Source organism: Mycobacterium decipiens (assembly GCF_963853665.1).
In the GTDB taxonomy this organism is placed as follows: domain Bacteria; phylum Actinomycetota; class Actinomycetes; order Mycobacteriales; family Mycobacteriaceae; genus Mycobacterium; species Mycobacterium decipiens.
This window is the reverse complement of the sequence record NZ_OY970459.1, coordinates 2921433-2943796: the sequence shown is the minus strand read 5'-3', so window position 1 is coordinate 2943796 and position 22364 is coordinate 2921433. Positions and strand designations below refer to the sequence as shown.

The 22364-nt window shown below is 63.9% G+C and carries 22 protein-coding genes and 1 pseudogene; 14 read left to right on the top strand and 9 right to left on the bottom strand.

Features of this window, described 5'->3' with window-relative positions; all coding sequences use genetic code 11:
* Positions 1–29: 29 nt before the first annotated feature.
* Positions 30–512 (top strand): gluconokinase, encoded by a 483-nt coding sequence (locus tag AADZ55_RS13055; protein WP_242670170.1) that lies wholly within the window; start codon positions 30–32, stop codon positions 510–512.
* Between the two features lie 5 nt (positions 513–517).
* Positions 518–880, top strand: a complete 363-nt coding sequence (locus AADZ55_RS13050; protein WP_085325394.1) for a DUF2784 domain-containing protein — start codon at positions 518–520, stop codon at positions 878–880.
* 5 nt (positions 881–885) lie between these two features.
* Here AADZ55_RS13050 and AADZ55_RS13045 read toward each other — a convergent pair.
* Positions 886–1455 (bottom strand): annotated as a pseudogene (locus AADZ55_RS13045) (DoxX family protein); the annotation flags it as partial.
* Positions 1456–1525: 70 nt separating this feature from the next.
* On the opposite strand from AADZ55_RS13045, the gene pncA reads away from it, so the two are divergent.
* Genes pncA through AADZ55_RS13010 form a run of 7 tightly spaced genes read left to right on the top strand, consistent with a single transcriptional unit; the run spans position 1526 to position 8121 of the window.
* Entirely contained in the window at positions 1526–2086 is a 561-nt protein-coding gene (gene pncA, locus AADZ55_RS13040; protein ID WP_085325404.1) for a pyrazinamidase PncA, read from the top strand.
* Positions 2086–2883 (top strand): ketosteroid isomerase family protein, encoded by a 798-nt coding sequence (locus tag AADZ55_RS13035; protein ID WP_085325392.1) that lies wholly within the window; start codon positions 2086–2088, stop codon positions 2881–2883. Before pncA ends, AADZ55_RS13035 begins: the two co-directional genes overlap by 1 nt.
* 45 nt (positions 2884–2928) lie before the next feature.
* The gene (locus AADZ55_RS13030; protein ID WP_085325391.1) at positions 2929–4248 is read left to right on the top strand and encodes an ABC transporter substrate-binding protein; all 1320 of its coding nucleotides are present in this window, start codon (positions 2929–2931) and stop codon (positions 4246–4248) included.
* Entirely contained in the window at positions 4245–5192 is a 948-nt protein-coding gene (locus AADZ55_RS13025; RefSeq protein WP_085325390.1) for a carbohydrate ABC transporter permease, read from the top strand. Before AADZ55_RS13030 ends, AADZ55_RS13025 begins: the two co-directional genes overlap by 4 nt.
* A complete protein-coding gene (locus AADZ55_RS13020) occupies positions 5179–6021 on the top strand; it encodes a carbohydrate ABC transporter permease (RefSeq protein WP_085325389.1) in 843 nt (280 codons plus the stop codon). Before AADZ55_RS13025 ends, AADZ55_RS13020 begins: the two co-directional genes overlap by 14 nt.
* A gap of 2 nt (positions 6022–6023) precedes the next feature.
* Positions 6024–7094 (top strand): ABC transporter ATP-binding protein, encoded by a 1071-nt coding sequence (locus AADZ55_RS13015; protein WP_085325388.1) that lies wholly within the window; start codon positions 6024–6026, stop codon positions 7092–7094.
* A 52-nt stretch (positions 7095–7146) separates the two neighbouring features.
* Positions 7147–8121 carry a patatin-like phospholipase family protein gene (locus tag AADZ55_RS13010; protein WP_085325387.1) on the top strand — a complete coding sequence of 325 codons (975 nt, stop codon included), beginning with the start codon at positions 7147–7149 and terminating at the stop codon, positions 8119–8121.
* Between the two features lie 19 nt (positions 8122–8140).
* Here AADZ55_RS13010 and AADZ55_RS13005 read toward each other — a convergent pair whose 3' ends face one another.
* Positions 8141–8434 (bottom strand): DUF3349 domain-containing protein, encoded by a 294-nt coding sequence (locus AADZ55_RS13005; protein WP_085325386.1) that lies wholly within the window; start codon positions 8432–8434, stop codon positions 8141–8143.
* Between the two features lie 234 nt (positions 8435–8668).
* Between AADZ55_RS13005 and AADZ55_RS13000 the strand changes: the two genes are divergently transcribed.
* The 5 genes from AADZ55_RS13000 to AADZ55_RS12980 all read left to right on the top strand — a co-directional run bounded on the left by AADZ55_RS13000 (position 8669) and on the right by AADZ55_RS12980 (position 13823).
* A complete protein-coding gene (locus AADZ55_RS13000; RefSeq protein WP_085325385.1) occupies positions 8669–9505 on the top strand; it encodes a DUF3097 domain-containing protein in 837 nt (278 codons plus the stop codon).
* Between the two features lie 255 nt (positions 9506–9760).
* Positions 9761–10648 carry a universal stress protein gene (locus tag AADZ55_RS12995; protein ID WP_085325384.1) on the top strand — a complete coding sequence of 296 codons (888 nt, stop codon included), beginning with the start codon at positions 9761–9763 and terminating at the stop codon, positions 10646–10648.
* Positions 10649–10770: 122 nt separating this feature from the next.
* Positions 10771–11115: a ferredoxin gene (fdxA, locus tag AADZ55_RS12990; protein WP_085325383.1), complete on the top strand. Its 345-nt coding sequence runs from the start codon at positions 10771–10773 to the stop codon at positions 11113–11115.
* A 290-nt stretch (positions 11116–11405) separates the two neighbouring features.
* Entirely contained in the window at positions 11406–12293 is an 888-nt protein-coding gene (locus tag AADZ55_RS12985; protein ID WP_085325382.1) for a universal stress protein, read from the top strand.
* Positions 12294–12314: 21 nt separating this feature from the next.
* Complete coding sequence (locus AADZ55_RS12980; protein WP_085325381.1) at positions 12315–13823, top strand: AAA family ATPase; 1509 nt, start codon at positions 12315–12317, stop codon at positions 13821–13823.
* A 26-nt stretch (positions 13824–13849) separates the two neighbouring features.
* Here the strand turns inward: AADZ55_RS12980 and folE are convergent, their stop codons facing one another.
* The 7 genes from folE to AADZ55_RS12945 form a co-directional block, all read right to left on the bottom strand.
* Positions 13850–14578, bottom strand: coding sequence for a GTP cyclohydrolase I (folE, locus tag AADZ55_RS12975; RefSeq protein ID WP_085325380.1), 729 nt, complete (start codon positions 14576–14578; stop codon positions 13850–13852).
* A gap of 212 nt (positions 14579–14790) precedes the next feature.
* Positions 14791–15978: a cytochrome P450 gene (locus AADZ55_RS12970; protein ID WP_085325379.1), complete on the bottom strand. Its 1188-nt coding sequence runs from the start codon at positions 15976–15978 to the stop codon at positions 14791–14793.
* Positions 15975–17387 (bottom strand): ABC1 kinase family protein, encoded by a 1413-nt coding sequence (locus tag AADZ55_RS12965; RefSeq protein ID WP_085325378.1) that lies wholly within the window; start codon positions 17385–17387, stop codon positions 15975–15977. The genes AADZ55_RS12970 and AADZ55_RS12965 overlap by 4 nt, the downstream gene beginning before the upstream one ends.
* A gap of 589 nt (positions 17388–17976) precedes the next feature.
* On the bottom strand, positions 17977–19272 hold the full coding sequence (locus tag AADZ55_RS12960; RefSeq protein ID WP_085325377.1) for an acyltransferase family protein: 1296 nt from the start codon (positions 19270–19272) through the stop codon (positions 17977–17979).
* Between the two features lie 56 nt (positions 19273–19328).
* Positions 19329–20111, bottom strand: a complete 783-nt coding sequence (locus tag AADZ55_RS12955; RefSeq protein WP_085325376.1) for an SDR family oxidoreductase — start codon at positions 20109–20111, stop codon at positions 19329–19331.
* Between the two features lie 45 nt (positions 20112–20156).
* The gene (locus tag AADZ55_RS12950; RefSeq protein ID WP_085325375.1) at positions 20157–20909 is read right to left on the bottom strand and encodes an acyl-[acyl-carrier-protein] thioesterase; all 753 of its coding nucleotides are present in this window, start codon (positions 20907–20909) and stop codon (positions 20157–20159) included.
* Positions 20910–20918: 9 nt separating this feature from the next.
* The gene (locus tag AADZ55_RS12945) at positions 20919–22349 is read right to left on the bottom strand and encodes an NAD(P)-binding protein (protein WP_085325374.1); all 1431 of its coding nucleotides are present in this window, start codon (positions 22347–22349) and stop codon (positions 20919–20921) included.
* Positions 22350–22364: the final 15 nt, after the last annotated feature.

Sequence of the window (22364 nt, the reverse complement as noted above, 5' to 3'; positions counted from 1 at the left end):
GGTCTGCGCTGCCCTCACCCGTCGTCGTGATGGGTGTATCCGGTTCGGGGAAGTCGACGGTGGGTGAGGCGCTCGCGCAACGGTTGCGGGTGCCGTTCCTGGATGCGGATGCCCTGCACCCGCCAGCCAACATCGCCAAGATGGCCGCCGGGGAACCGCTCGACGACCACGATCGCTACCCCTGGCTGGAGCGGGTCGGGGAGTGGTTGGCCGGCCACTGCGGCGCTGGGGTGGTGAGTTGTTCGGCTCTCAAACGCGAGTACCGGGACCGGCTGCGCGCGTACTGTCCGTGCGCAGAGTTCCTGCACCTCAACGGTTCGCCCGAGCTGATCGGTCGTCGGCTAACCGGCAGGTCAGGACATTTCATGCCGGCCGAACTGTTGCGTTCGCAGTTCGACACCTTGGAACCGCTGGGTGCCGACGAGGCGGGCGTCGGCCTCGACGCCGGCCGCGATGTCGCCGACATTGTCGACACCTTCCTGTCGCATTGCGCGACGCGGCAGGACCGATAGGCATCATGTACGAATTGGTTGTCTCGGCGACCGTGGTATTGCACTTCGCCTTCATCGCCTACGTCCTTGCCGGCGGTTTCCTGGCCCTGCGGTGGCGACGCACGATGTGGCTGCATGTTCCAGCGGTGATCTGGGGGATCGGCATCGCCACCAAGCGGGTCGACTGCCCACTGACCTGGGTGGAGCGCTGGGCTCGTGCGAAGGCCGGAATGGCGCCCCTGCCGCCGGACGGATTTGTCGCCCACTACATCACCGGCGTGATCTATCCCGCCGGTTGGGTGGCCGGCGCCCAGCTCGTCGCGTTCGCGATCGTCGCGGTGTCGTGGACGCTTTACCTCTGCCCGGCCCATCGCCAGCGGCGCTTGTGATTGCCGCTGACCAGTTCGCGGCCACGTTCAGCGCCCACGTGTAGGCCGTGCACGATCCGTTCTCCGAGTTCGGAGTCACGCAGCGAGTCCTGAGCCCCCGGCAGCGCGGAGGAGACCGTTTCGGAGAGCCGTTCGGCGGCGCGGCGCCCGCGCCATCCCCAGGACGGCTTGCCCGCGGTGTCGGCCGCGGCGATCAACAAGCCGCCCAGCAAGCTTACGTCGGTCGCGAAGTTGCGCCGCTTCTCGGCTTTGCGCTCCGCATCGGCTTCACTCCAAAACATATGGGCGCCAAGCTTGCCCGGGATGGTCGTCAGCGCTAGCACTACCGAGGCGAGGCGGGGCAGCCGACCGGTCGCGAGCAGCACACCGCCGCCGATCTGAACGGCCGCGTTGATCTGTGCGACCGTCTCGGCGTCCGACGGAATGCTGTTGCCTACCGCGCCCGGCAGCGCCCGCAGCCCGCGCACCGTCGGCTGTGCGGCTTCGGCTGCGGGTTTGGGGTTGAGCAGCGAATCCATACCTTGGCTGATGAATGCCGCTGACAGCATGGGCCGTGCGATTCTGCGGAGCATCATTGCGCTTGGGTTCCCCGGTTGATCGGCAGGCAAACTGCCCGGATTATCGCCCGAACGTATGGTGGACGGTGTGCGGGCGTTGATCATCGTCGACGTGCAGAACGACTTCTGCGAGGGGGGCTCGCTCGCGGTAATAGGCGGTGCCGCCCTGGCCCGCGCCATCAGCGACTACCTCGCCGGCCAGCCCGACTACCATCACGTCGTGGCGACCAAGGACTCCCACATCGACCCCGGTGACCACTTCTCCGACACACCGGACTATTCCTCGTCGTGGCCACCGCATTGCGTCAGCGGAACCCCTGGCGCCAACTTCCATCCCGGCCTGGACACCACCGAAATCGAGGCGGTGTTCCACAAGGGGGCCTACTCCGCCGGATACAGCGGTTTCGACGGAGTCGACGCGGCTGGCACCCCGCTGCTGGATTGGCTGCGGCAACGCGGAGTCGATGAGGTCGACGTGGTCGGTATGGCCACCGATCATTGTGTGCGGCGGACGGCCGAAGATGCGGTGCGCAACGGCTTGGTCACCAGGGTGCTGGTGGACCTGACAGCGGGTGTGTCGGCCGATAGCACCGCGACGGCGTTCGAGGAGATGCGCACCGCCAGCGTCGAGTTGGTCGGCAGCCCCTGATGGCACCGCCCAACCGGGACGATCTGCTGGCCGCGGTGGAGCGGTCGCCGCGGGCCGCGGCCGCGCATGATCGTGCCGGCTGGGTCGGGTTGTTCACCGGTGACGGGCGGGTCGAGGACCCGGTGGGTTCGCGGCCGCATGTAGGGCACGAGGCGATCGGCCGCTTCTACGACACCTTCATCGGGCCGCGGGACATCAAGTTCCATCGCGATGTGGATATCGTCTCCGGCACGGTGGTGCTGCGCGATCTGGAACTCGAGGTCGCGATGGGGTCGGACGTGACGATGTTCATTCCCGCCTTCCTGCGCTATGACCTGCGACGGGTGCACAGCGAGTGGCAGATCGCCGTGCTGCGTGCCTACTGGGAGTTGCCGGCGATGATGCTGCAGTTCCTGCGAACGGGATCGCGGGCGGCCGCCCCGGCACTGCAACTGTCGACGGCGCTGCTGAGCAACCAGGGGTTGGGCGGCACCGCGGGGTTCATGACCGGCTTTCGCCGGGCGGGCGGGCGGCACAAGACGTTGGTGGAAACGTTCCTCGGTGCCGCGGCCCGAGGCGACTGTTCCGCCGCGCAGCGAACGTTATCACCTACTGCCACAATAACTTTAAGCGACAGCGACTTGCTCGACATTTCCGAGCTGTTCGGGCAGCTACGCGGGGCCAGTTGGACCAAGGTGAACGGCGCCGGATCGACCGTCACGGTATCGCTCGCCTCCGACCATGGGCGCGGCATCCTGTTCGCCGACGTGGCCTGGCGCGGCAACCAGATCAACCGGATCCGCTACTTCCCAAGCTGACGGTCTACTACGACGGATATCACCGGAACCGAAATCGGGAGCACGATGGTCGATAAGCCGTTCGAGCGGCGCAGCCTGTTGCGTGGTGCGGGTGCGCTCACGGCGGTCTCGCTGGCTCCGTGGGCCGTCGGGTGCGGGGCCGATGACGATGACGCATTGACGTTCTTCTTCGCGGCCAATCCGGACGAGCTCCGTCCCCGGATGCGCGTCGTCAACGAATTCCAACGCCGCCATCCGGACATCAAGGTGCGCGCCCTGCTGTCCGGACCCGGCGTCATGGCGCAGCTCGCAACGTTCTGCGCGGGCGGCAAGTGTCCGGATGTGTTGATGGCCTGGGAACTGACCTATGCCGAACTGGCCGACCGTGGGGTTTTGCTCGACCTCAACACCCTGTTGGCGCGTGATGCGGCTTTCGCCGCGCAGCTGCGGGCGGACAGTATCGGGGCACTGTATGAGACCTTCACATTCGACGGAGGGCAGTACGCCTTCCCGGAGCAATGGTCCGGAAACTTCCTGTTCTACAACAAACGGCTATTCGAAGAGGCTGGCGTGCCGCCTCCGCCCCGCACCTGGAAACGGCCCTGGGGCTTTGCCCAATTCCTGGATACCGCCCGGGCGCTCACCAAGCGTGACCGGTCGGGGAGGGTCAGACAATGGGGTTTCGTCAACGCCTGGGTCTCGTTCTACTCTGCCGGGTTGTTCGCCATGAACAACGGCGTACCCTGGTCGGTTCCCCGAATGAACCCGACCCACCTCAATTTCGACCATGACGCGTTCATCGAGGCAGTGCAGTTCTACGCCGACCTGACCAACAAACACAAAGTGGCGCCCAGCGCGGCCGAGCAGCAGTCGATGTCAACGGCGGACTTGTTCTCGGTGGGCAAGGCCGGAATCGCGCTGGCCGGTCACTGGCGATATCAGACGTTCGATCGGGCCGACGGCCTGGACTTCGACGTCGCCCCACTGCCAACCGGGCCGCGCGGACGCGCCGCCGGCTCGAATATCGGTGTCACCGGTCTCGCCATCGCGGCGACCAGTAAGCGCAAGGCGCAGGCGTGGGAGTTCGTAAAGTTCGCGACCGGCCCCGTCGGGCAGGAATTGATCGGTGAATCTCGCCTCTTCGTGCCGGTGCTGCGGTCTGCGATCCATTCGGACGGATTCGCCAACGCCCACCGGAGAGTCGACAACCTTGCCGTGCTCACCGATGGGCCGGCCAATTCGGCGGGTATGCCGGTCACACCGGCGTGGGAGAAGATCGCCGCCCTGATGGACCGCTACTTCGGACCCGTGTTGCGTGGATCCCGGCCGGCGACCTCGCTGGCCGGGCTGTCCCACGCCGTGGATGAAGTGCTGCGCAATCCATGACATCGACTGATACGCCTGCCACGCCCGTGCCGAATGGCACGAAGGCGCGCCGCTGGCGGCGACGTGCCTGGGCCGGGCGCACGTTCGTCGCGCCGAACCTGGCGGGCGTTGCGGTATTCATGCTTTTTCCCCTGGGATTCTCGCTGTACATGAGCGTACAGAAGTGGGACTTGTTCACCCCGCCGACGTTCGTCGGTCTGCACAACTTCACAAACCTCTTCACTTCTGACCCACTGTTTCTCATCGCGGTGCTCAACACCGCGGTTTACACCGTCGGCACGGTCCTGCCGACGGTCCTGGTTAGTCTCATCGTCGCCGCCTTTCTGAATCGGAAAGTAAAGGGCATCAGCATCTTTCGCACCATCGTCTTCTTGCCGCTGGCCATTTCCTCAGTGGTGATGGCGGTCGTCTGGCAGTTTGTCTTCAACACCGACAATGGCCTGCTCAACATCATGCTCGGCTGGATAGGAGCCGGCCCGGTCCCATGGCTGATCGAACCCCGATGGGCTATGGTCTCGCTCTGTCTAGTCAGCGTGTGGCGGAGCGTGCCCTTCGCGACGGTCATCTTGCTGGCCGCGATGCAGGGGGTTCCAGAGACTGTGTACGAGGCAGCCAAAATCGATGGTGCCGGCGAGATCCGGCAATTCGTGTCCATCACGGTGCCACTGATCCGGGGAGCGATGTCGTTCGTGGTCGTCATATCAATTATCCACGCGTTCCAGGCGTTCGACCTCGTGTACGTCCTCACCGGTGCCAACGGTGGACCGGAAACAGCAACCTATGTCTTGGGCATCATGTTGTTCCAGCACGCGTTTTCGTTCCTGGAATTTGGTTACGCATCGGCGCTGGCGTGGGTGATGTTCGCCATCTTGTTGGTGTTGACCGTGCTGCAGTTGCGCATCACGCGCCGGCGCGCCTGGGAGGCTTCGCGTGGGCTCGGCTAATCGAATGGTGCACCGCCACTTCATTCGCGGGGTCGCCTTGTACTCCGCACTGATCGGGATCGCTTGGTGTGCGCTGTTTCCGGTCATCTGGGCGCTGTCCGGATCCCTGAAGAAGGACGGCGAGGTGGCCGAGCCCAAGCTGTTTCCCTCGCATCTGCAGTGGTCCAACTACCGCGAGGTGTTCGCGTTGATGCCGTTCTGGCGCATGCTTTTCAACACCGTGCTCTATGCCGGATGTGTGACCGCCGGGCAAGTCTTCTTCTGCTCGTTGGCCGGCTATGCCTTCGCGCGACTGCAGTTCCGGGGCCGCGATACCTTGTTTGTCTTGTACTTGGGCACCTTGATGGTGCCGCTGACGGTGACCGTCATCCCGCAGTTCATCCTCATGCGCACGGTGGGGTGGGTGGATACTCCGTGGGCGATGATCGTGCCGGGTTTGTTCGGTAGCGCGTTCGGCACCTACCTCATGCGGCAGTTCTTCCGCACGCTACCCACCGATCTCGAGGAAGCCGCAATTCTGGACGGTTGCTCGCCGTGGCAGATCTACTGGCGGATCCTGCTGCCCAATTCACGCCCCGCAGTGCTGGTGCTGGGCGTGCTCACCTGGGTCAGTGTATGGAACGACTTCTTGTGGCCGCTCCTGATGATCCAGCGAAACAGCCTGGCCACGTTGACTCTTGGCCTAGTCCGATTGCGGGGCGAATACGTCGCACGGTGGCCGGTGTTGATGGCGGCCTCGATGCTGATCCTACTGCCGCTGGTCATCATCTACGCGGTCGCGCAACGCTACTTTGTCCGTGGCATCGCGGTGACTGGGCTCGGCGGGTAAGCATGGCTTCGGTGAGTTTCGAGCAGGCGACGTTGCAATACCCGGGCGCCGACCGCCCGGCCCTGGATTGTCTCGACCTCGCGGTCGGTGATGGGGAATTCGTCGTCCTGGTGGGACCGTCCGGATGTGGCAAAACGACCTCCCTTCGGATGCTGGCCGGATTGGAAACCCTGGATTCCGGGCGCATCCGGATCGGCGAGCGCGATGTCACCGATTTGGATCCCAAAGATCGGGATGTTGCGATGGTTTTCCAGAACTACGCGCTCTACCCGCACATGACGGTGGCGCAGAACATGGGCTTCGCGTTGAAGGTCGCCAAGATCGGAAAGGCTGAGATCCGCGAGCGAGTGCTTGTCGCCGCGAAACTGCTTGACCTGCAGCCCTATCTGGATCGCAAACCGAAAGATCTCTCCGGCGGGCAACGGCAACGGGTGGCGATGGGTCGTGCCATCGTGCGCCGCCCACAGGTATTCCTGATGGATGAACCGCTGTCCAATCTTGACGCCAAACTTCGCGTGCAAACCCGCAATCAAATCGCAGCGTTGCAACGGCAACTGGGCACAACCACCGTGTACGTCACCCATGACCAGGTCGAGGCCATGACGATGGGCGACCGAGTCGCGGTGCTGTCCGACGGCGTACTGCAACAGTGCGCCGCGCCTCGGGAGCTCTACCGCAACCCGGAGAACGTGTTCGTCGCGGGGTTTATCGGTTCCCCGGCGATGAACCTGTTCCGACTTCGGATCGCCGATTCCGCGGTTTCGTTGGGAGATTGGCGGATCCGCGTGCCACGTGCGGTCGTCGGCGCCGCCGCGGAGGTCATTGTCGGTGTTCGCCCCGAACATTTCGAGCTGGGCGACGTGGGTATCGAAATGGAGGTCGACGTGGTCGAAGAACTCGGCGCCGACGCCTACTTGTATGGCCGAATCGCGCCGGACGGTAGCGAAACCGAGCACTCAGTCATCGCTCGATCCGACGGCAGCAACCCGCCCGAGCGGGGCAGCCGGATACACCTGTATCCGCAACCCGGGTATCTGCATTTCTTCTCCGTCGACGGGCATCGGATTCGGTGAGCAGAGCCGTTCGGCGCGCCGTGCAACTGCAATCGGGCACGATCCGGCTAACGTGGCGCTGGTGAAGGCAGCACGTGTAGACCTGGTGTGCGAAGGCGGCGGGGTCCGGGGCATTGGGCTGGTCGGAGCGGTGGACGCGCTGGCCGAAGCCGGCTACCGATTTCCCCGCGTCGCGGGGAGCAGCGCGGGTGCGATCGTCGCGTCGTTGGTCGCGGCTCTACAGATCGCCGGTGAACCGTTGACGCGGCTTGCCGAAATCATGCGCAGCATCGACTACCGGAAATTCCTCGACCGCAACCTGATCGGACACGTGCCGTTGATCGGTGGGGGACTCTCGCTGCTGTTGTCAGACGGTGTTTACCGCGGGGCCTATCTGGAACAGCTGCTCAGCGGTTTGCTCGCTGACCTGGGCGTCTACACCTTCGGGGACTTGCGTACCGGTGAGGAGCCCGAACAGTTCGCCTGGTCGCTGGTCGTCACCGCCAGCGATCTGTCTCGTCGGCGACTCGTTCGCATCCCGTGGGACCTGGACTCCTACGGCATCGACCCGGACGACTTTTCGGTGGCGCGCGCAGTGCACGCCTCGTCGGCGATTCCGTTCGTGTTCGAACCCGTTCGGGTGCGCGGCGCCACCTGGGTCGACGGTGGATTGCTGTCGAACTTTCCGGTGGCATTGTTTGACCGGACCGACGGTGAACCGAGATGGCCCACTTTTGGGATCAGGCTGGCGGCACGTCCGGGCATTCCCCCTACCCAGCCGGTCCACGGGCCGGTGTCGTTGGGAATCGCGGCGATAGAAACGCTGGTGAGCAATCAGGACAATGCCTACATCGACGATCCGTGCACCGTACGACGCACCATCTTCGTGCCCGCCCACGACGTGAGTGCGATCGACTTTGATATCACCGCCGAACAACGTGACGCTCTCTATCAACTCGGATTCCAGGCGGGCCAAGAGTTTCTGCAGAGCTGGAACTACGCCGACTACCTAGCCGCCTGCGGGAGTCCGGTCCGGCCGTCGCTGTGAATCGGCGCCGTGTCGACCGTCATTGCCAGTGACCGTGTGGCCTGATGGTCGCAGCAAGTCGACGTTGGACACGTTCGATGTCATTCAGTGAAGGCATCTGCTGCGTGATCCGTGTAATCGCCACCCCGACATCGGCATCGCTGATTGGTAGTCGGTGCGCGACCAGTTCACCGATGATGGTCGTGATCTCCTCGTCGGATACTCGGCGCCGTGACAGAGCCGCCAGCGGCACGTAGCCGGTGAGCGGCATGCCGGTGGGATAGCCGGCCCGCATGAACGCGACAATCCTCGAAACCCGATCGGTCAGGATCATGCGTCCACCTCGCTAACCGCCCGCGCGCTGTGCATCGGCGGGCAATCGCCGTTCTAGCAACGTAGCAGCGGGGACATCAGTAACGGGCTAACGCCACATGATCAGTTGCGAATTCGTTGCATGTTGGGCAGCAGCATCGACCGATACATCGGAAACAACACCGGCACAGGCATTTTCAACAACAATACGGCGTGCCGCAGCAGTGATTGCCGACCGGCTTCCTAAGATTGCCGCGTGGTGGATCGCTATGGAACCGACGTGCTTGCCGGAGGCGGGCGGCGGGGGCCCCGGTCGGTTGAGCACACGGTCGAGCTCGGCATGGTCGTCGAGGACGCAACGACCGGCTACGTCGGCGCGGTGGTCCGAGTCGAATATGGTCGTATCGACCTGGAAGACCGCCACGGCAAGACCCGCGGCTTTCCGCTGGGCCCCGGGTATCTGCTGGACGGCCGGCCGGTGATCCTCACCGCGCCGCGGCGCCGGGCGCCTGCCGCGGCGGGGCGAACGGCGTCCGGCTCGGTCGCGGTGCCCGGTACGCGTGCCCGGGTGGCCCGGGCCAGCCGGATCTATGTCGAGGGCCGTCACGACGCCGAACTCATCGCCGCGGTGTGGGGGGAGGACCTGCGGATCGAGGGTGTCGTCGTCGAGCACCTCGGTGGCGTCGACGACCTGGTGGACATCGTGGCCGAGTTCGGGCCCGGCCCACGGTGTCGGCTCGGTGTTCTTGTCGACCATCTGGTCGCGGGGTCGAAGGAGGCTCGCATCGCTGATGCGGTACGCCGGGGGCCGGGTGGTGCCGACACTTTGATCGTCGGGCACCCCTTTGTCGACATTTGGCAGGCGGTCAAGCCGCACCGACTCGGCCTGGCCGCCTGGCCAAACGTGCCGCGCCACCTGGAGTGGAAGCACGGCATCTGCGATGCGCTCGGCTGGCCGCACGCTGAACAGGCGGACATCGCCGCGGCGTGGCGGCGCATCCGGTCGCGGGTGCGGGACTGGAACGACCTAGAACCGGCGTTGATCAGCCGGGTCGAAGAACTTATCGACTTCGTGACCCAGCCGGCTGGGTAGTCGTGCCGCGGCGGCGATCGCAACCGTGGGCTGCCCTTGTTGCTCAATGCGTTCCACGCCTCGGCGCGGCACGGTGGCATCGGCTGGCACGAGGTGACCACCAGCGCGACAACTGGCGACCGGCCGCACCCAAATGGGGCCCATGTCCGTGCTGAATCCCATGGACCTCCGCTTAACATCAGGGGGAGACGGATCACGCGCCGCGATCCTGATGACGACGCGCCGCGAACGAGTTTCAACGCGAGGAGCCTGAATATGTCGGATACCCCCAAGCACGGGATTCTCGTTGGCGTCGACGGATCAGCGCAATCCGACGCGGCGGTGGCCTGGGCAACCCGTGAGGCCGTCATGCGCCAGGTGCCCATCACCCTGCTGCATGTCGTTGCGCCCGTGGTTGTCGGCTGGCCGGTGGGCCAACTGTACGCGAATATGACTGAGTGGCAGCAGGACTACGCGCAACAGGTCATTGATCGTGCCCGCGCGGCGCTCACCAACAGCCTGGGTGAATCAGAGCCGCCACAGGTGCATACCGAGATGGATTTTTCCAATGTGGTGCCGACGCTGATCAACGCTTCTCAAGAAGCTTCGATGATGGTGGTCGGCAGCCAGGGGATGGGTGCGTTGGGCCGACTGCTGCTCGGCTCGGTCAGCACCGCCCTGCTGCACCATGCGCATTGTCCGGTAGCCGTCATTCATTCCCATGCTGGCGCGACTCCCGACCCCACTGCACCGGTGTTGGTGGGCATCGACGGCTCGCCGGCGTCGGAGGCGGCGACGGCCTTTGCTTTCGACGAAGCCTCCCGCCGAGGCGTGGACCTGGTGGCGTTGCACGCTTGGACCGATCTGGGGATGTTTCCGGTCCTGGGGATGGACTGGCCGGACCGCGAGAACAGAGAGGAAGAAGTCCTCGCGGAACGCCTCGCCGGCTGGCAAGAGCAGTATCCGGATGTCCGCGTGCACCGGTCACTGGTCTGTGACAAGCCCGCCCGGTGGCTGCTCGAGCATTCCGAGCAAGCTCAGCTGGTCGTGCTCGGCAGCCACGGCCGCGGGGGCTTTTCCGGCATGTTGTTGGGTTCGGTGAGTTCCGCGGTAGCCCACTCGGTGAGAATTCCGGTGATCGTCGTCCGTCCCAGCTCGAGATAGTCCGAGGTGTGCCACGCGCACCCGAGCGGTCGCAAGGCGCGGCGGCGAAAGGCCTTTGGTCCTTTCTTGTAAGGGTCTTTGGGCAGGCGCGATCAGCGACAGGGATTTGTAGCTTGACGGTTGTGACCTATGTGATCGGCAAAGAGTGCGTGGATGTAGTGGACAAGTCCTGCGTGCAGGAGTGCCCAGTCGACTGCATTTATGAGGGCGCCCGAACGATGTACATCAACCCCGACGAATGCGTGGATTGTGGTGCGTGCAAACTGATTTGCCGCGTCGGGGCGATCTACTGGGAAGGCGACCTACCCGACGACCAGCAACAGCATCTTGAGGATAACGCCGCCTTCTTCAACCAGACCCTACCGGGCAGAGATGCCCCGCTCGGTTCGCCGGGTGGCGCGCAACCGATCGGCCCGATCGGCGTCGACACACCCATGGTCGCGGCCATCCCGGTGCCGGGTGCCTGATCGGCGCGAAGACGGTTCTCGCCGGCGCGGCTTCGACCCCGGCCGGGCAGGTGGCGCCTGGCGTCTGATCGGCGCTACGGTTAGGTGTATCAGGCGCCCACCGCGATACCGGCGACCTCTCAGCGACGCGTACGCGCGACCGCCGAGTTAGGTTTGGAGACAGGGGTGTTCAAGCGTTGGAAACGCATCTACATTCCAACCAAGGTCCCATGCCGTGTGGCTGAGGACCAAAGGCCCATGACCGGCGGCTGACGGGCTCGTAGCGTCGCTGGAGATGAAGGGAGACCAAAATGTCTGTGCCCCTGAAACAACACGGCATTGTCGTCGGGGTAGATGGCTCGCCCGCATCGGGTGCCGCAGTCTGTTGGGCGGCCCGCGAGGCGGTGATGAGAAACCTTCCGCTGACCGTGGTCAATGTGGTTAACGCCGACGTGGCCACCTGGCCGCCGATGCCGTACCCGGAAACGTGGGGAGTTTGGCAGGAAGACGAGGGGCGCAAGATCGTTGCAAACGCGGTCAAGCTTGCCAAGGAGGCGATTCCGGCGGACCGTAAGCTCGGTGTCAAGAGCGAGCTCGTATTTTCGACCCCGGTGCCCACCATGGTTGAAATCTCCAGCGAGGCCGAGATGGTGGTTGTGGGCAGCTCGGGCCGCGGAGCGTTGGCCCGGGGTTTGCTCGGCTCGGTCAGTTCGAGCCTGGTGCGGCGCGCGAGTTGTCCGGTCGCGGTTATCCACGACGACGACTCGGTGATCCCGGATCCGCAACACGCTCCCGTACTGCTGGGCATCGACGGTTCGCCGGTCTCGGAGCTTGCGACGGCTGTCGCGTTCGACGAGGCGTCGCGCCGGGGCGTCGAGTTGATCGCCCTGCATGCGTGGAGTGACATCGAGGTGGTCGAACTTCCGGGTCTGGATTTTTCGGCGGTGCAGGAGGAAGCGGAGCTCAGTCTCGCCGAACGCTTGGCGGGCTGGCGGGAACGCTATCCCGACGTGCCGGTGCGCCGGATTGCCGTTTGCGATCGCCCGGCGCGGCAGCTGGTAGAAAGGTCGGCGTCCGCTCAGCTTGTCGTCGTTGGCAGTCATGGCCGCGGCGGCTTTAGCGGCATGTTGCTGGGGTCAGTCAGTAACGCTGTCTTGCACTCCGTCCGGGTGCCGCTGATCGTGGCACGGCCGTCATGAACGCCTGGCCCGTTTAGAGCCGTGGATCTCGCTACCAACGCTGGCACGCGTAGTCAAGCACCGGCCACCGAAGCGGTGCCCGATAACCCCTATGTTGATGTGCGCGAAACCCACACGGCCGTGGTGGTGCTGGCCGGTAACCGGGCTTTCAAGGCGAAAAAGCCTGTTGTGACTGACTTCTGCGATTTCCGTACGGCGGATCAGCGAGAGCGCGCCTGTATCCGTGAAGTCGAGTTGAACAGTCGCCTTGCCGCGCAGAGCTACTTGGGCATAGCCCACCTCAGCGATCCAGGCGGAGGCCGAGCCGAACCGGTGGTCGTCATGCGGCGCTATAACGACGAGCAGCGGCTGGCGTCGATGGTGACCGACGGCGTGCCAGTCGAAGGCGCCCTGGATGCGATTGCTGAGGTATTGGCCCGGTTTCATGAGCGCGCCCAGCGGAACCGGTTTATCAATGCTCAGGGTGAGGTTGGTGCGGTCGCCCGTCGGTGGCACGACAATCTGGTTGAACTCCGCCGCTACGCGGGTAACGCAGTCTCAGGGGATACGATCCGGCGGATTGAACAACTGGTCGACCAATTTGCTTCTGGGCGTGAGCTTTTGTTTATGAGCCGGGTTGAGGAAGGCTGCATTGTGGACGGCCATGCTGATCTGCTCGCCGACGACATCTTTCTGCTGGATGGCGAACCGGCGTTGCTGGACTGCCTGGAGTTCGAAGACGAACTTCGCTACGTCGACCGCGTCGATGATGCCGCTTTTCTGGCGATGGATCTGGAGTTCTTGGGCCGCAAAGATCTTGGTGACTTCTTCCTTGCCTGCTATGCGGCCCGTTCGGGCGATACCGCCCCAGCTTCGCTGCACGATTTCTATGTTGCCTATCGCGCTGTGGTGCGGGCGAAAGTCGAGTGCGTGCGGTTGTCACAGGGCAAACCGGAGGCCGCGGCGGACGCTGCTCACCACCTCACCATCGCTACCCAGCACCTGGAGAACGGCGTCGTGCGGTTGGCGCTGGTCGGTGGAAGTCCGGGAACCGGCAAGTCGACCCTTGCGCGCGGGCTTGCTGAGTTGGTTGGGGCGACGGTGATCTCAACAGATGATGTGCGCAGTGAGCTACGGGATTCCGGCGTAATAGCCGGGGAACCCCGGGTTTTGGATTCTGGGCTGTACAGCCGCGACAATATCCGGGCCGTCTACGAGGAGGCTCTGTGCCGAGCGCGCCTGCTCTTGGGCATCGGGCACTCAGTGATCCTCGACGGCACCTGGGGCGATCCGCAGATTCGCAGCTGCGCCCATCGCCTGGCGGCGGAAACGCGCTCGCCGATCATCGAGTTCAAGTGTTCGGCGACGGTCGACGTGACGGCCGACAGAATCAGGGCCAGGGCCAGGGGCAACTCCGATGCGACCCCCGAGATCGCGGCGGCTCTGGCCGCCCGACAGGGCGACTGGGACAGCGCGCACCGGATAGACGCGTCTCAGCCGGTTGTGCACTCCGTGGAAGAGGCCGATGAGATCTGGCGTAGCGCGACCTGAGCACGCCGCGGGGACAGCGCTCCGACTCACCGGTTGTCGGCGTGCAGGCGATGGACAAGTGCCATCTCGTGATCCAGCCACACGCCCTTGCGGGCCTCGGTGGTCGCCTGGGCGGCCGGCTCACCCACCCCATGCAGTCTCATGCAGTCGTGTCGCGCCGTGATGACACACATGGCACCGGACGGGTTGAGCTTGCGCATGATCCCCGCAGTGGCCTGGTGCGCGATGCGTTCCTGTACCTGCAGGCGCGCTGCGTACCCGTGAACCAGCCGGGCCAGCTTGGATAGGCCCACGACACGCTGGCCCGGGTGCGGGCGATAGGCAACAGTGGCGGTACCCGCGAAGGGCAACAGATCGCGGGCGCAGGTGGAAGCGAACGAGATGCCGTGCATGACGATCAGGCCCGAGTCGTCCGGTGCGGGAAGGTCGGTGTCGAGGTGGTCTTCCGGAATCTCGTCGTATCCCCACAACATGTCGCGCCATGCGGCTGCCACGCGCGCCGGCGTTTGGGCGGTGTGTTCGCCCTCGTCCACCCCTAGCGCGTCCAGGAGCTGTTGCACGGCCCGCTCCACAGCGTTGTCGCGATTGTTGGCGTTGACGTACCATGGCGCGGGATCCGCCGACCGGTAGCCGAAACCCCCTGAATACGGGGCCGCAGGTGCATGTGCCATCTCATCGGTCATTGCCCAGGCGCTCTCACCCCATGGCGGCATCTGATAGTTGGACTGGCGCGGGGCCGACGGGAATGCGGTCATGTTGCCGACGCCACGGCCACAACGTTCACGGGGCAACCTTCCTGCTTGCGAGTCTCTGTTGGGAGCTACGACCCCATGTTGCCGCTACGCTTCGATGCCGGCTGTCAACTGATTGGACACGAAGGGGATGAACACCGTGTCCCCCGATTGTTCAGATTTGTGGCGTCGCCCACCCGCCCGCTGGGTAATCAACCGCCGCGGCCTGACACGCGTTAGCGGTGGAAGATCATGGGGACTGTTTGTGGCCCACGGATTGCCGCGATGTCGGTCCAGATCGGTGGCCCCGCCAACGACGGTTCACGGGCGAAAATCTCGCACAGTGCCGCCGTGAGTTCGAGTCGTGCCAGGGCGGCACCCACGCAATAGTGCGCGCCGTGGCCGAACGTTAGGGGTGCGGGTCCCTGGCGGTTTGGGCGGAATTGGCTCGGCTCATCGTAGACGTTGGGGTCGCGGTTGGCCGCCGGGATGATGACGGCTACTTGTTGGCCCTGCGCAATCTCGACGCCGCCGATGACGTGATCCTGGGTGGCCGTGCGCCCCGCGCTTTGCACGGATGCATCGAGCCGCATGAGTTCGGTGACCACTGACGGATCGGCGGGGTCGACGTTATCGATCAGGCGAGTGCCGTCGGGTTCGGGCGTGAGCAGCCGAACCAGTGCTGCTCCGAGTAGGTTCGCGGTGGTTTCGCGGCCTGCGACGGCGATGAGGATAGCGGTGATGACGACGTCGTCAAGCTCGAGGTCAGGATCGGAGGCGATGTGACTGAGCAAGTCGTCTCCGGGGTGGGCACGGCGATCGGCGGCCAGCGGAAGGATGTCCATGAAAACGGAAGTCAAGGCGGTTATGCCTTTGGCGACTTCCTCGGCATCGGCGAGTACTTGGAGCATCCGAACTATGACGGAAATGTGATCGTTTAGAAATCGCGAACTGCGGGCATCCAAACTCAGCCATTCCCCGATAACGGCGGCCGGCATGGGCAAGGCGATTTCGGTCATGAAGTCAAAAACCGCCTGAGGTTCGGGATGGCTGACCAGCCCAGAGACGATGGCTTCCACTCCGGGACGCATCCCGGTCACGAATGTCCGAGTGAACACGTCGCGGACCGCCCTGCGCAGCCGAGCGTGAATTTCGCCATCGGCGAACAGGATGAACTTGTCAAGCATCTTGGCGTCGAATGTGGGCGAAATAGCTTCGTACACCGTGGGATTCGCCATTATGTTGCTGATCCATCCCGATCCCCTGAGAACTTCGTGGCCAGCGTGATAGCCGAGAACAAGCCAGATCTGTAGGCCGTCGTGCCAGACGACATCTCCCTCGAGTCGGCGTCGCGCGTAATACTCGTGCGGATTGGCGGGATCCCACTCTATATCTAGAGCTGGTGAGATGTCAGTGGTGGTCATCGGGGCTCCAATCCGTATGGCAGACCGCGTTGACGTACCCAGGCGTCGTGCTGCCTCCCCAGCGGTGTGATCGGCGCGCAGACGCCATCCATCTCGTCAATCATTGACCGGGCGTCGACGGTTGCCCGCAATGCCGCACATATTGTGTTGACGCTCAGGTTGATTCGTGTCGTGAACACCAAATCTCCCGGCACCGACATGCGGCGAAGAATATGGTCTTGCGAACGGACATCGATCAGTGCATGAATGGCCCGGCTTGAGGTTTCTGGTGTATACGTGACCGGCTGCGGTGCCAGCGCTTCATAAATGATGTCGGCGTACCAGTCATACGCCTCTTCGCTGGTGATCGTCGAATCATGGCTAAAAAACCCGATTTTCACCATCTGGTCACGCAGATCATGCTTGCGTCCTTCTATCCCCGCGCGAAGCAAGGCGACGCCGTTTCGCCGCAGCTGCTCATCCAGGACCTTAACGCAGCCGAAGTCGAGGAATCCCACGGTTCCGTCGCTGCCGAAGCGGTAGTTACCCGGATGCGGGTCGGCATGGAAAAGATTCGCGTGCCGGTAGGAAGCCATCACGAACCGCAGAATGACCTCGGCCCACTTGTTCTTGAGATCCTGGTCGGCGTCCTGGGCGGCGGGCCAGTCCAGCCCATCCAGATACGTCATGGTCAGAACCCGGTTACTGGACAGTTCGTGGATCACTTCCGGTATCCGGATGAACGGATGATCGCGATAGAGCTGGTGGAAGGTGGTGATGTTGACGGCTTCGTGCCGGTAGTCGGTTTCCTCGGCGATACGTGCCTTGATCTCCTCTGTCCACACGCCCAGGTCTCGGTACACCTCGATACCCGCGGTCTTGGTCACGAATCGGAAAAACGTCGCGAAGAGTTCGGTGTTGGATAAGTCTTGCCGGATTGCGTCGCCGACACCGGGATACTGGATCTTGACAGCCACCTGCCGGCCGTCGTGCAGCACCGCGCGATGCACCTGTCCGATGGAAGCCGCCGCCAAGGGCTGGTCATTGAACTCGGCGAACACCGACTCGATCGGTCGGCCCAGATCGGCGAGCAGGACGTCCCTGGCCAGGCCGGGGTCCATGGGTGGCGCCTCGGCCTGCAGCCGGGTCAGCGCCTTCTGGTAGGGCGCGAGTCTCCCATCGCTCACCGAACCGGCGTCCACCATGGAGAAGATCTGCCCGGCCTTCATCAGCACGCCCTTGGAGTGGCCGAGCAACTCCGCGTAGGACTCCGCAGTTTGCTCGTGAAACCGGGCAACAGCACCCGCGCTACCGGTTTTCTCCCGGAGACCAGCAACCAGTCGCCCGCTAGTGGCGCGCGCCGTGAACCCGGCCAACGGGATAGTGCGCCGGAGTCGCCCTTGGGGCAAATGGTGGTCACCGCCCGGCATCGTGACTCCTTACGGCGGGTCTGCCCCCAGGAACTGAAGTTATTCGATGTGATGCTAGGACGCTAGTTGCGCAGTCGTCAATAACGCGTTGTTGGTGCATCCAAAATGTGTCCGGCGCCATTTGGCCCGACCTCGACCACGCGACCGGTCGTCGGCACCATCGCGGGCGGCTGATCTGCGGTTTTACCCGGCTTCAGGTCGAAATGTGGGCAGCTGCGCTCGCGGTCCGGGCCGGTTTGCGCCGGCCTGGTTGCTTGTGCCCCTCACCCGACATCAAATCTTTTGGAGTACAGAGCTATTCGCATGACCCGCGCGACGTGGCGCACGACTTGCCACGGCCGACCCGGCGCCCGACGATCTCGGTGTTTCACTCACCGCGGTATTTGGCACCAACTTGACCCAATTCCCACAATTGGATAGCGATATTCGTGAGCAGGCTTCAGCCGTGCATAAGCAACTTCGGCTGACCATACCTATCGCCAAATAACAGCGCTGATTGTCATATGGGCACATCCATTTGTCAATGCTGCAATGAGTTACATTTTAGTAGCGTGTAGGTAATAACTTTCGTGTTGGAACGTCGGCGGCACTATCCGCTGACCCTGGTGGGACGCAACGCCACCAGAACCACTCCGACGGCGAACACCAGTGCACTCACCCACGGAAAGTGCCCGGCTGGGGCGAAGCCTTTGGCGGCGAAGAACGCCAGGCCATACGTCGCCATCGCGGCGCCGGCCAGCAGGATCGGTTCGGCCCGACGTTCGCTAAACGGCACGTCGACCAGCGGCAGTGGGGCCGCGAAAAGCCGCCTGCGCCACCACAACACAGCCATCTCGACGGCTGTCACGAGGCTGAGGATGACCACCCACTCCAGCCGGAACAGCCACCACGCCCCGGTTCCCTCGACCGGATGCGGGAACAGTCCGGCCGGGTAGCCAACAATCGCCACGATCACAACGGGCACCAAGTGCCACAGGTATAGGGCCATCACGTTGGCGTTGGCTACCGATATCACTCGTTGAACGCGGCGCGAGCGCAGCGCGCGATTGACCGCTGGCGCGACCGTCATCGCCAGACCGGTCTGCGCACATCCGAACGCCAGCAACGCAACCGTGGGTGGCGTCGTGTTGTGGACCGGTTGGCCGGCAACGCGGATCATGCTGACGGGGTAGGGCCCCAGCCAGATCAGCAGTGCCAGCGTGAGCGCCGACCCCGCAGCGATCAGCATGGGCTTGGACCCGGTCAGCAGCCGTTCGTGCCAAGCGATTCCCAGTTGGTAGAGCGTCCCCCAGCACAGCACGTAGTTCAGCCACCCGATGTAGGGCACCTGGCAGCCGACGGCCGCGACGTCGATCGCCACGGCCCCCACCACCAGCGCACCCGGCGCCAGAAGTCCCCAACGGTTATGCGCGGCAACGGCGATGGGCGTCAAGGACACCACCACCAGGTAGATGGCGAGGAACCACAGCTGCATTGCCAGCGCCCAACCCGCATACTCCAGCGCGGAGCCGGCCACGCCGGAGACGTCGAGAGCCACCACAACCACCGACACCAGCCCCAGGTACACGGCCGTTGGTCCCAGAACCCGGGCCAGTCGATGCCGCAGCCAGGCCTGGCGTGAGAAACCGTCGGTGTCGCGCCGATGCGCCCAGGACACCGCGGCGGCGTAGCCGGCGACCAGGAAAAACACCGGAACCGCCTGGAAAATCCAGGTCAGGTACTGCGTCCAGGGCTGGTCGAGGAGCGGGTTCTCCCGACCGAAATGTCCATCGTCATAGGTCACCGCGGCGGCCAGCCAGTGGCCCAGCACGATCAGGATCACCCCCAGGACGCGGTAGAAATCCACCGCGAAATCGCGGACCGGTCGCTTGGTGTGGTCGGTCATCGCCTGCCAATCGGCGTGTCAAATCCCAACGTCCGCCTGCTTTCGTCGCCCGCCGACTACGTCACCCATTCCGGCTGCGCGGACACCTCGACGGCACCGAAGTCCCTATGCGCCAGACCAGCCACGGTCCCGCCGTCGACCACGAATTCCGAGCCGGTGGAATAGCTTGACTCGTCGCTGGCGAGGTAGACGACGAGGTTGGACACCTCCACGGGTTGGGCGGCGCGGCCCAGTGCGGTCTGGAAGAGGTCGTCGGGGACCCAGTCGGTCATCGGCGTCTTGACCAATCCGGGGTGAATCGAGTTGACCCGAATTCCGCTGGGGCCCAACTCCAGAGCCGTCGACTTGGTCAGCCCACGCACGGCGAACTTGGTGGCGGTATAACCATGGCAGGCGATGGTGCCGGCCAGCCCCTCGATCGACGAAATGTTGATGATGGAGCCGCGACCAGCTTCTTTCATCGGCTGGACGGCAGCGCGGATGCCCAGGAAGACCCCGGTCAGGTTAACGTCGAGGATCCGTTGCCATTCGGTCAGTGCGTAGTCCTCAATGGTCCCGATGTTCAGGATGCCGGCGTTGTTGACCAGCACGTGCAGTCCACCGAACGCCGTGACGGCGGTGTCTACCGCAGCCGTCCACTGTGTGGGTTGGGTGACGTCGAGGTGGACATACCTCGCCGCGTTGCCCAGCTCGGTGGCGACGGCATTGCCCTCCTCGTCGAGGATGTCGCCGAATACGACCTTGGCCCCTTCGGTCACCATCGCCCGAACATGCGAAGCGCCCATACCGCGCGCGCCGCCGCTAACCAGCGCAACTTTTCCGGCCAATCGTCCAGTCATGGGTTCTCCTCGTCGCTGCATTGCGTTACGGAACCTAGTTCATGCTTACAGCTTGCGTAGCAGAGCTGCCGCACGCACGTCGTCCCCGACGACGAAGTGCATGTGCACGACGTCGTCGCGTCGCTCGGAGCGGACGGTCAGCGGTTCACCAAACTTGATGGGGCTGCGGTACTCGAGCACGGCCCGGTAGGGCGCCGTCAGGGTGGGGACCTGGCACAGGATCTCGTGCACACCATGCCAGTAGATGGTGTTGTTGACATGCTCAAAGGGGTCAATATCCGTGCGACGCAAGGGAAATGGGGTTTCGGTACCGTCCATGACCGGCCCGGTGAGCCATGGGCGCCACTTGAGCCGGTGGTTGTCGGTGGTGCTGCCGAAACGTGCGATGCACTCATCGGTGAGGCGGGACGGTGTCAGGGTGTCCTTGTTCACGCAGATCCAGAACCCTTCGGTTTCGATTCGCCCGCCAGCGGAACCCTCGAGCTGAACACGCATGTTGCACCACCTGGTGGAAAGCGCTGCGCACCACCGGTGAAAGGTGATGTCGCTGGGCAGCTCAATCGGTTCGATAATGTCAACGACCGTGCGTAGGACGATCCAATGCGGATGGACATCCGCCAGGTGGGCATCGGCGAGGTGCTCGGCGCCGACCTCTTGGATGTAGCGCGCGACACCGTCGAGGCGCAGCCTCATCTGCTCGTCAATGTCAGTTGTGGCCAGTCGCCAACTCGTTCGGTAGACGTATCCCGCGTCGGGTCGCTGGACAAGCGGCAGGTCGACATCGGGGTTGTGGGCCACGGACGCTTCCTAACGTTGGTCGGTTGTTGTGGCGGTAGCGCCGAGCAGTTTCTCCAGCTGCTCGCTGGAGGTGCTCAACCTCTTTTGGAACATCGACACCACCCGCTCGCGCACCCGCGGCTTGTGCGACAGCGGCGGCAGCAGGTCGGCGAGCAGGTTCAGCCGCGCCGAACTCAGCCAATCCGTCAGGTCGTTGTCGTCCAACCAGCGCTGAAAGTTGCATAGATCGGCGTGCATTAGACGCATCCAATCCAGATCGCTGTCTGGGTGTGGAATCGGGGTACAGAGTTCGTTTTTCACCGCATCCTCGGTATAGGCGAATTCGACGTGCGCGATGAACGCGGCGCTGAATACCTGTTGACATCCGCGCACCGCCTGCAAGGTGATGTGGTCGGTGTCAAAAACCGGCGTGGCGGGACGTTGTGGCGCTCCATCGGCGGTGCAGTCGATGTAGAGGGCCGAGGGCGTGGCGGGAACCGATCCGCCGTCGAGCACCATCGTGGTGGGGTCGATGCGTTGGACGTGGCCCATCCTGACCACGTCGCGGATGCGGCGCAGCTGGTCGAGTTCGAGGTGCGACACGGTCGCACACCGATACATGCTCGGACGTATCGAGCGGTCAAGGCGTAGCAGGGTTCCTTCGGTCTCCAGCCGGTCGAAAAGATCGTCGGTGGACGTTGCGGCCCCGATTGCCTCGAGAGTGGCGCCGTAGCTTTCCCGGAACTGCTTGATGAAAGTCGGCCCGGGCTGCAGCGTTGCCCGGTCGATCAGCCAGGAATCGCGCGGCATGATCCAGGTCAGCCTGTCCGGGCTGACGTCGTTTCGGAGCAACCACAGACAGACATCCATGCCGGTCTTGCCGGCACCGACGACCACGTACCGGTTCCGGGTGCCGAATTTCGGCAGTTCGTTTGGGGCGATGCAGTCGACTCCCGGTGCGACGGAGTACGGCGCGGGCCGCATCGATGGTACGACGGCACGCAGGTAGGTCGCATCGACGATGCGCTGATTGACCGTGACCGCGTATTCGGTGCCTGCCAATGTCCGGAACCGGCCGTCGCCCAGATACTCGGTCATCGGGAAGTAGTCAACCCGCCCGGTGGGGAGCAGTTGCTGCTGCATTACAGCATCGAAATAGGCGCACACTTCGCCGGCGGTCGCGAGTTCGTTCAGTCCTTGGTTCCAACCGACGGAGTCAATCGTGTTGTGACCCAACGCCCTCGAATTGACTCCGTAGTACGCCGAGGGCTGGTGCAGCCGGACGAATGGGTAAGCGGTCGTCCAATGCCCACCGGGTTGACACGCGCGGTCGATAATGACGACGCGCGCATCGGATTCGGTGATGAGTGTGTCGGTGAACGCCATTCCCATCGCTCCGGCGCCTATTACGAGGTAATCGGCCTCGAGGGCTTGCTCAGGCCCACCTTTAGGCCCGTCCATTTGCTCTCCTTTAGG

Coding starts and splice junctions, on each gene's coding strand:
- AADZ55_RS13050 (WP_085325394.1), top strand. CDS start 518: ATGTACGAATTGGTTGTCTCGGCGACCGTGGTATTGCACTTCGCCTTC.
- AADZ55_RS12945 (WP_085325374.1), bottom strand. CDS start 22,349: ATGGACGGGCCTAAAGGTGGGCCTGAGCAAGCCCTCGAGGCCGATTAC.
- AADZ55_RS12955 (WP_085325376.1), bottom strand. CDS start 20,111: ATGACTGGACGATTGGCCGGAAAAGTTGCGCTGGTTAGCGGCGGCGCG.
- AADZ55_RS12965 (WP_085325378.1), bottom strand. CDS start 17,387: ATGCCGGGCGGTGACCACCATTTGCCCCAAGGGCGACTCCGGCGCACT.
- AADZ55_RS12985 (WP_085325382.1), top strand. CDS start 11,406: ATGTCTGTGCCCCTGAAACAACACGGCATTGTCGTCGGGGTAGATGGC.
- AADZ55_RS12960 (WP_085325377.1), bottom strand. CDS start 19,272: ATGACCGACCACACCAAGCGACCGGTCCGCGATTTCGCGGTGGATTTC.
- AADZ55_RS13015 (WP_085325388.1), top strand. CDS start 6,024: ATGGCTTCGGTGAGTTTCGAGCAGGCGACGTTGCAATACCCGGGCGCC.
- AADZ55_RS12970 (WP_085325379.1), bottom strand. CDS start 15,978: ATGACCACCACTGACATCTCACCAGCTCTAGATATAGAGTGGGATCCC.
- AADZ55_RS13005 (WP_085325386.1), bottom strand. CDS start 8,434: ATGATCCTGACCGATCGGGTTTCGAGGATTGTCGCGTTCATGCGGGCC.
- AADZ55_RS13025 (WP_085325390.1), top strand. CDS start 4,245: ATGACATCGACTGATACGCCTGCCACGCCCGTGCCGAATGGCACGAAG.
- AADZ55_RS13055 (WP_242670170.1), top strand. CDS start 30: ATGGGTGTATCCGGTTCGGGGAAGTCGACGGTGGGTGAGGCGCTCGCG.
- folE (WP_085325380.1), bottom strand. CDS start 14,578: ATGACCGCATTCCCGTCGGCCCCGCGCCAGTCCAACTATCAGATGCCG.
- AADZ55_RS12995 (WP_085325384.1), top strand. CDS start 9,761: ATGTCGGATACCCCCAAGCACGGGATTCTCGTTGGCGTCGACGGATCA.
- AADZ55_RS13035 (WP_085325392.1), top strand. CDS start 2,086: ATGGCACCGCCCAACCGGGACGATCTGCTGGCCGCGGTGGAGCGGTCG.
- AADZ55_RS13030 (WP_085325391.1), top strand. CDS start 2,929: ATGGTCGATAAGCCGTTCGAGCGGCGCAGCCTGTTGCGTGGTGCGGGT.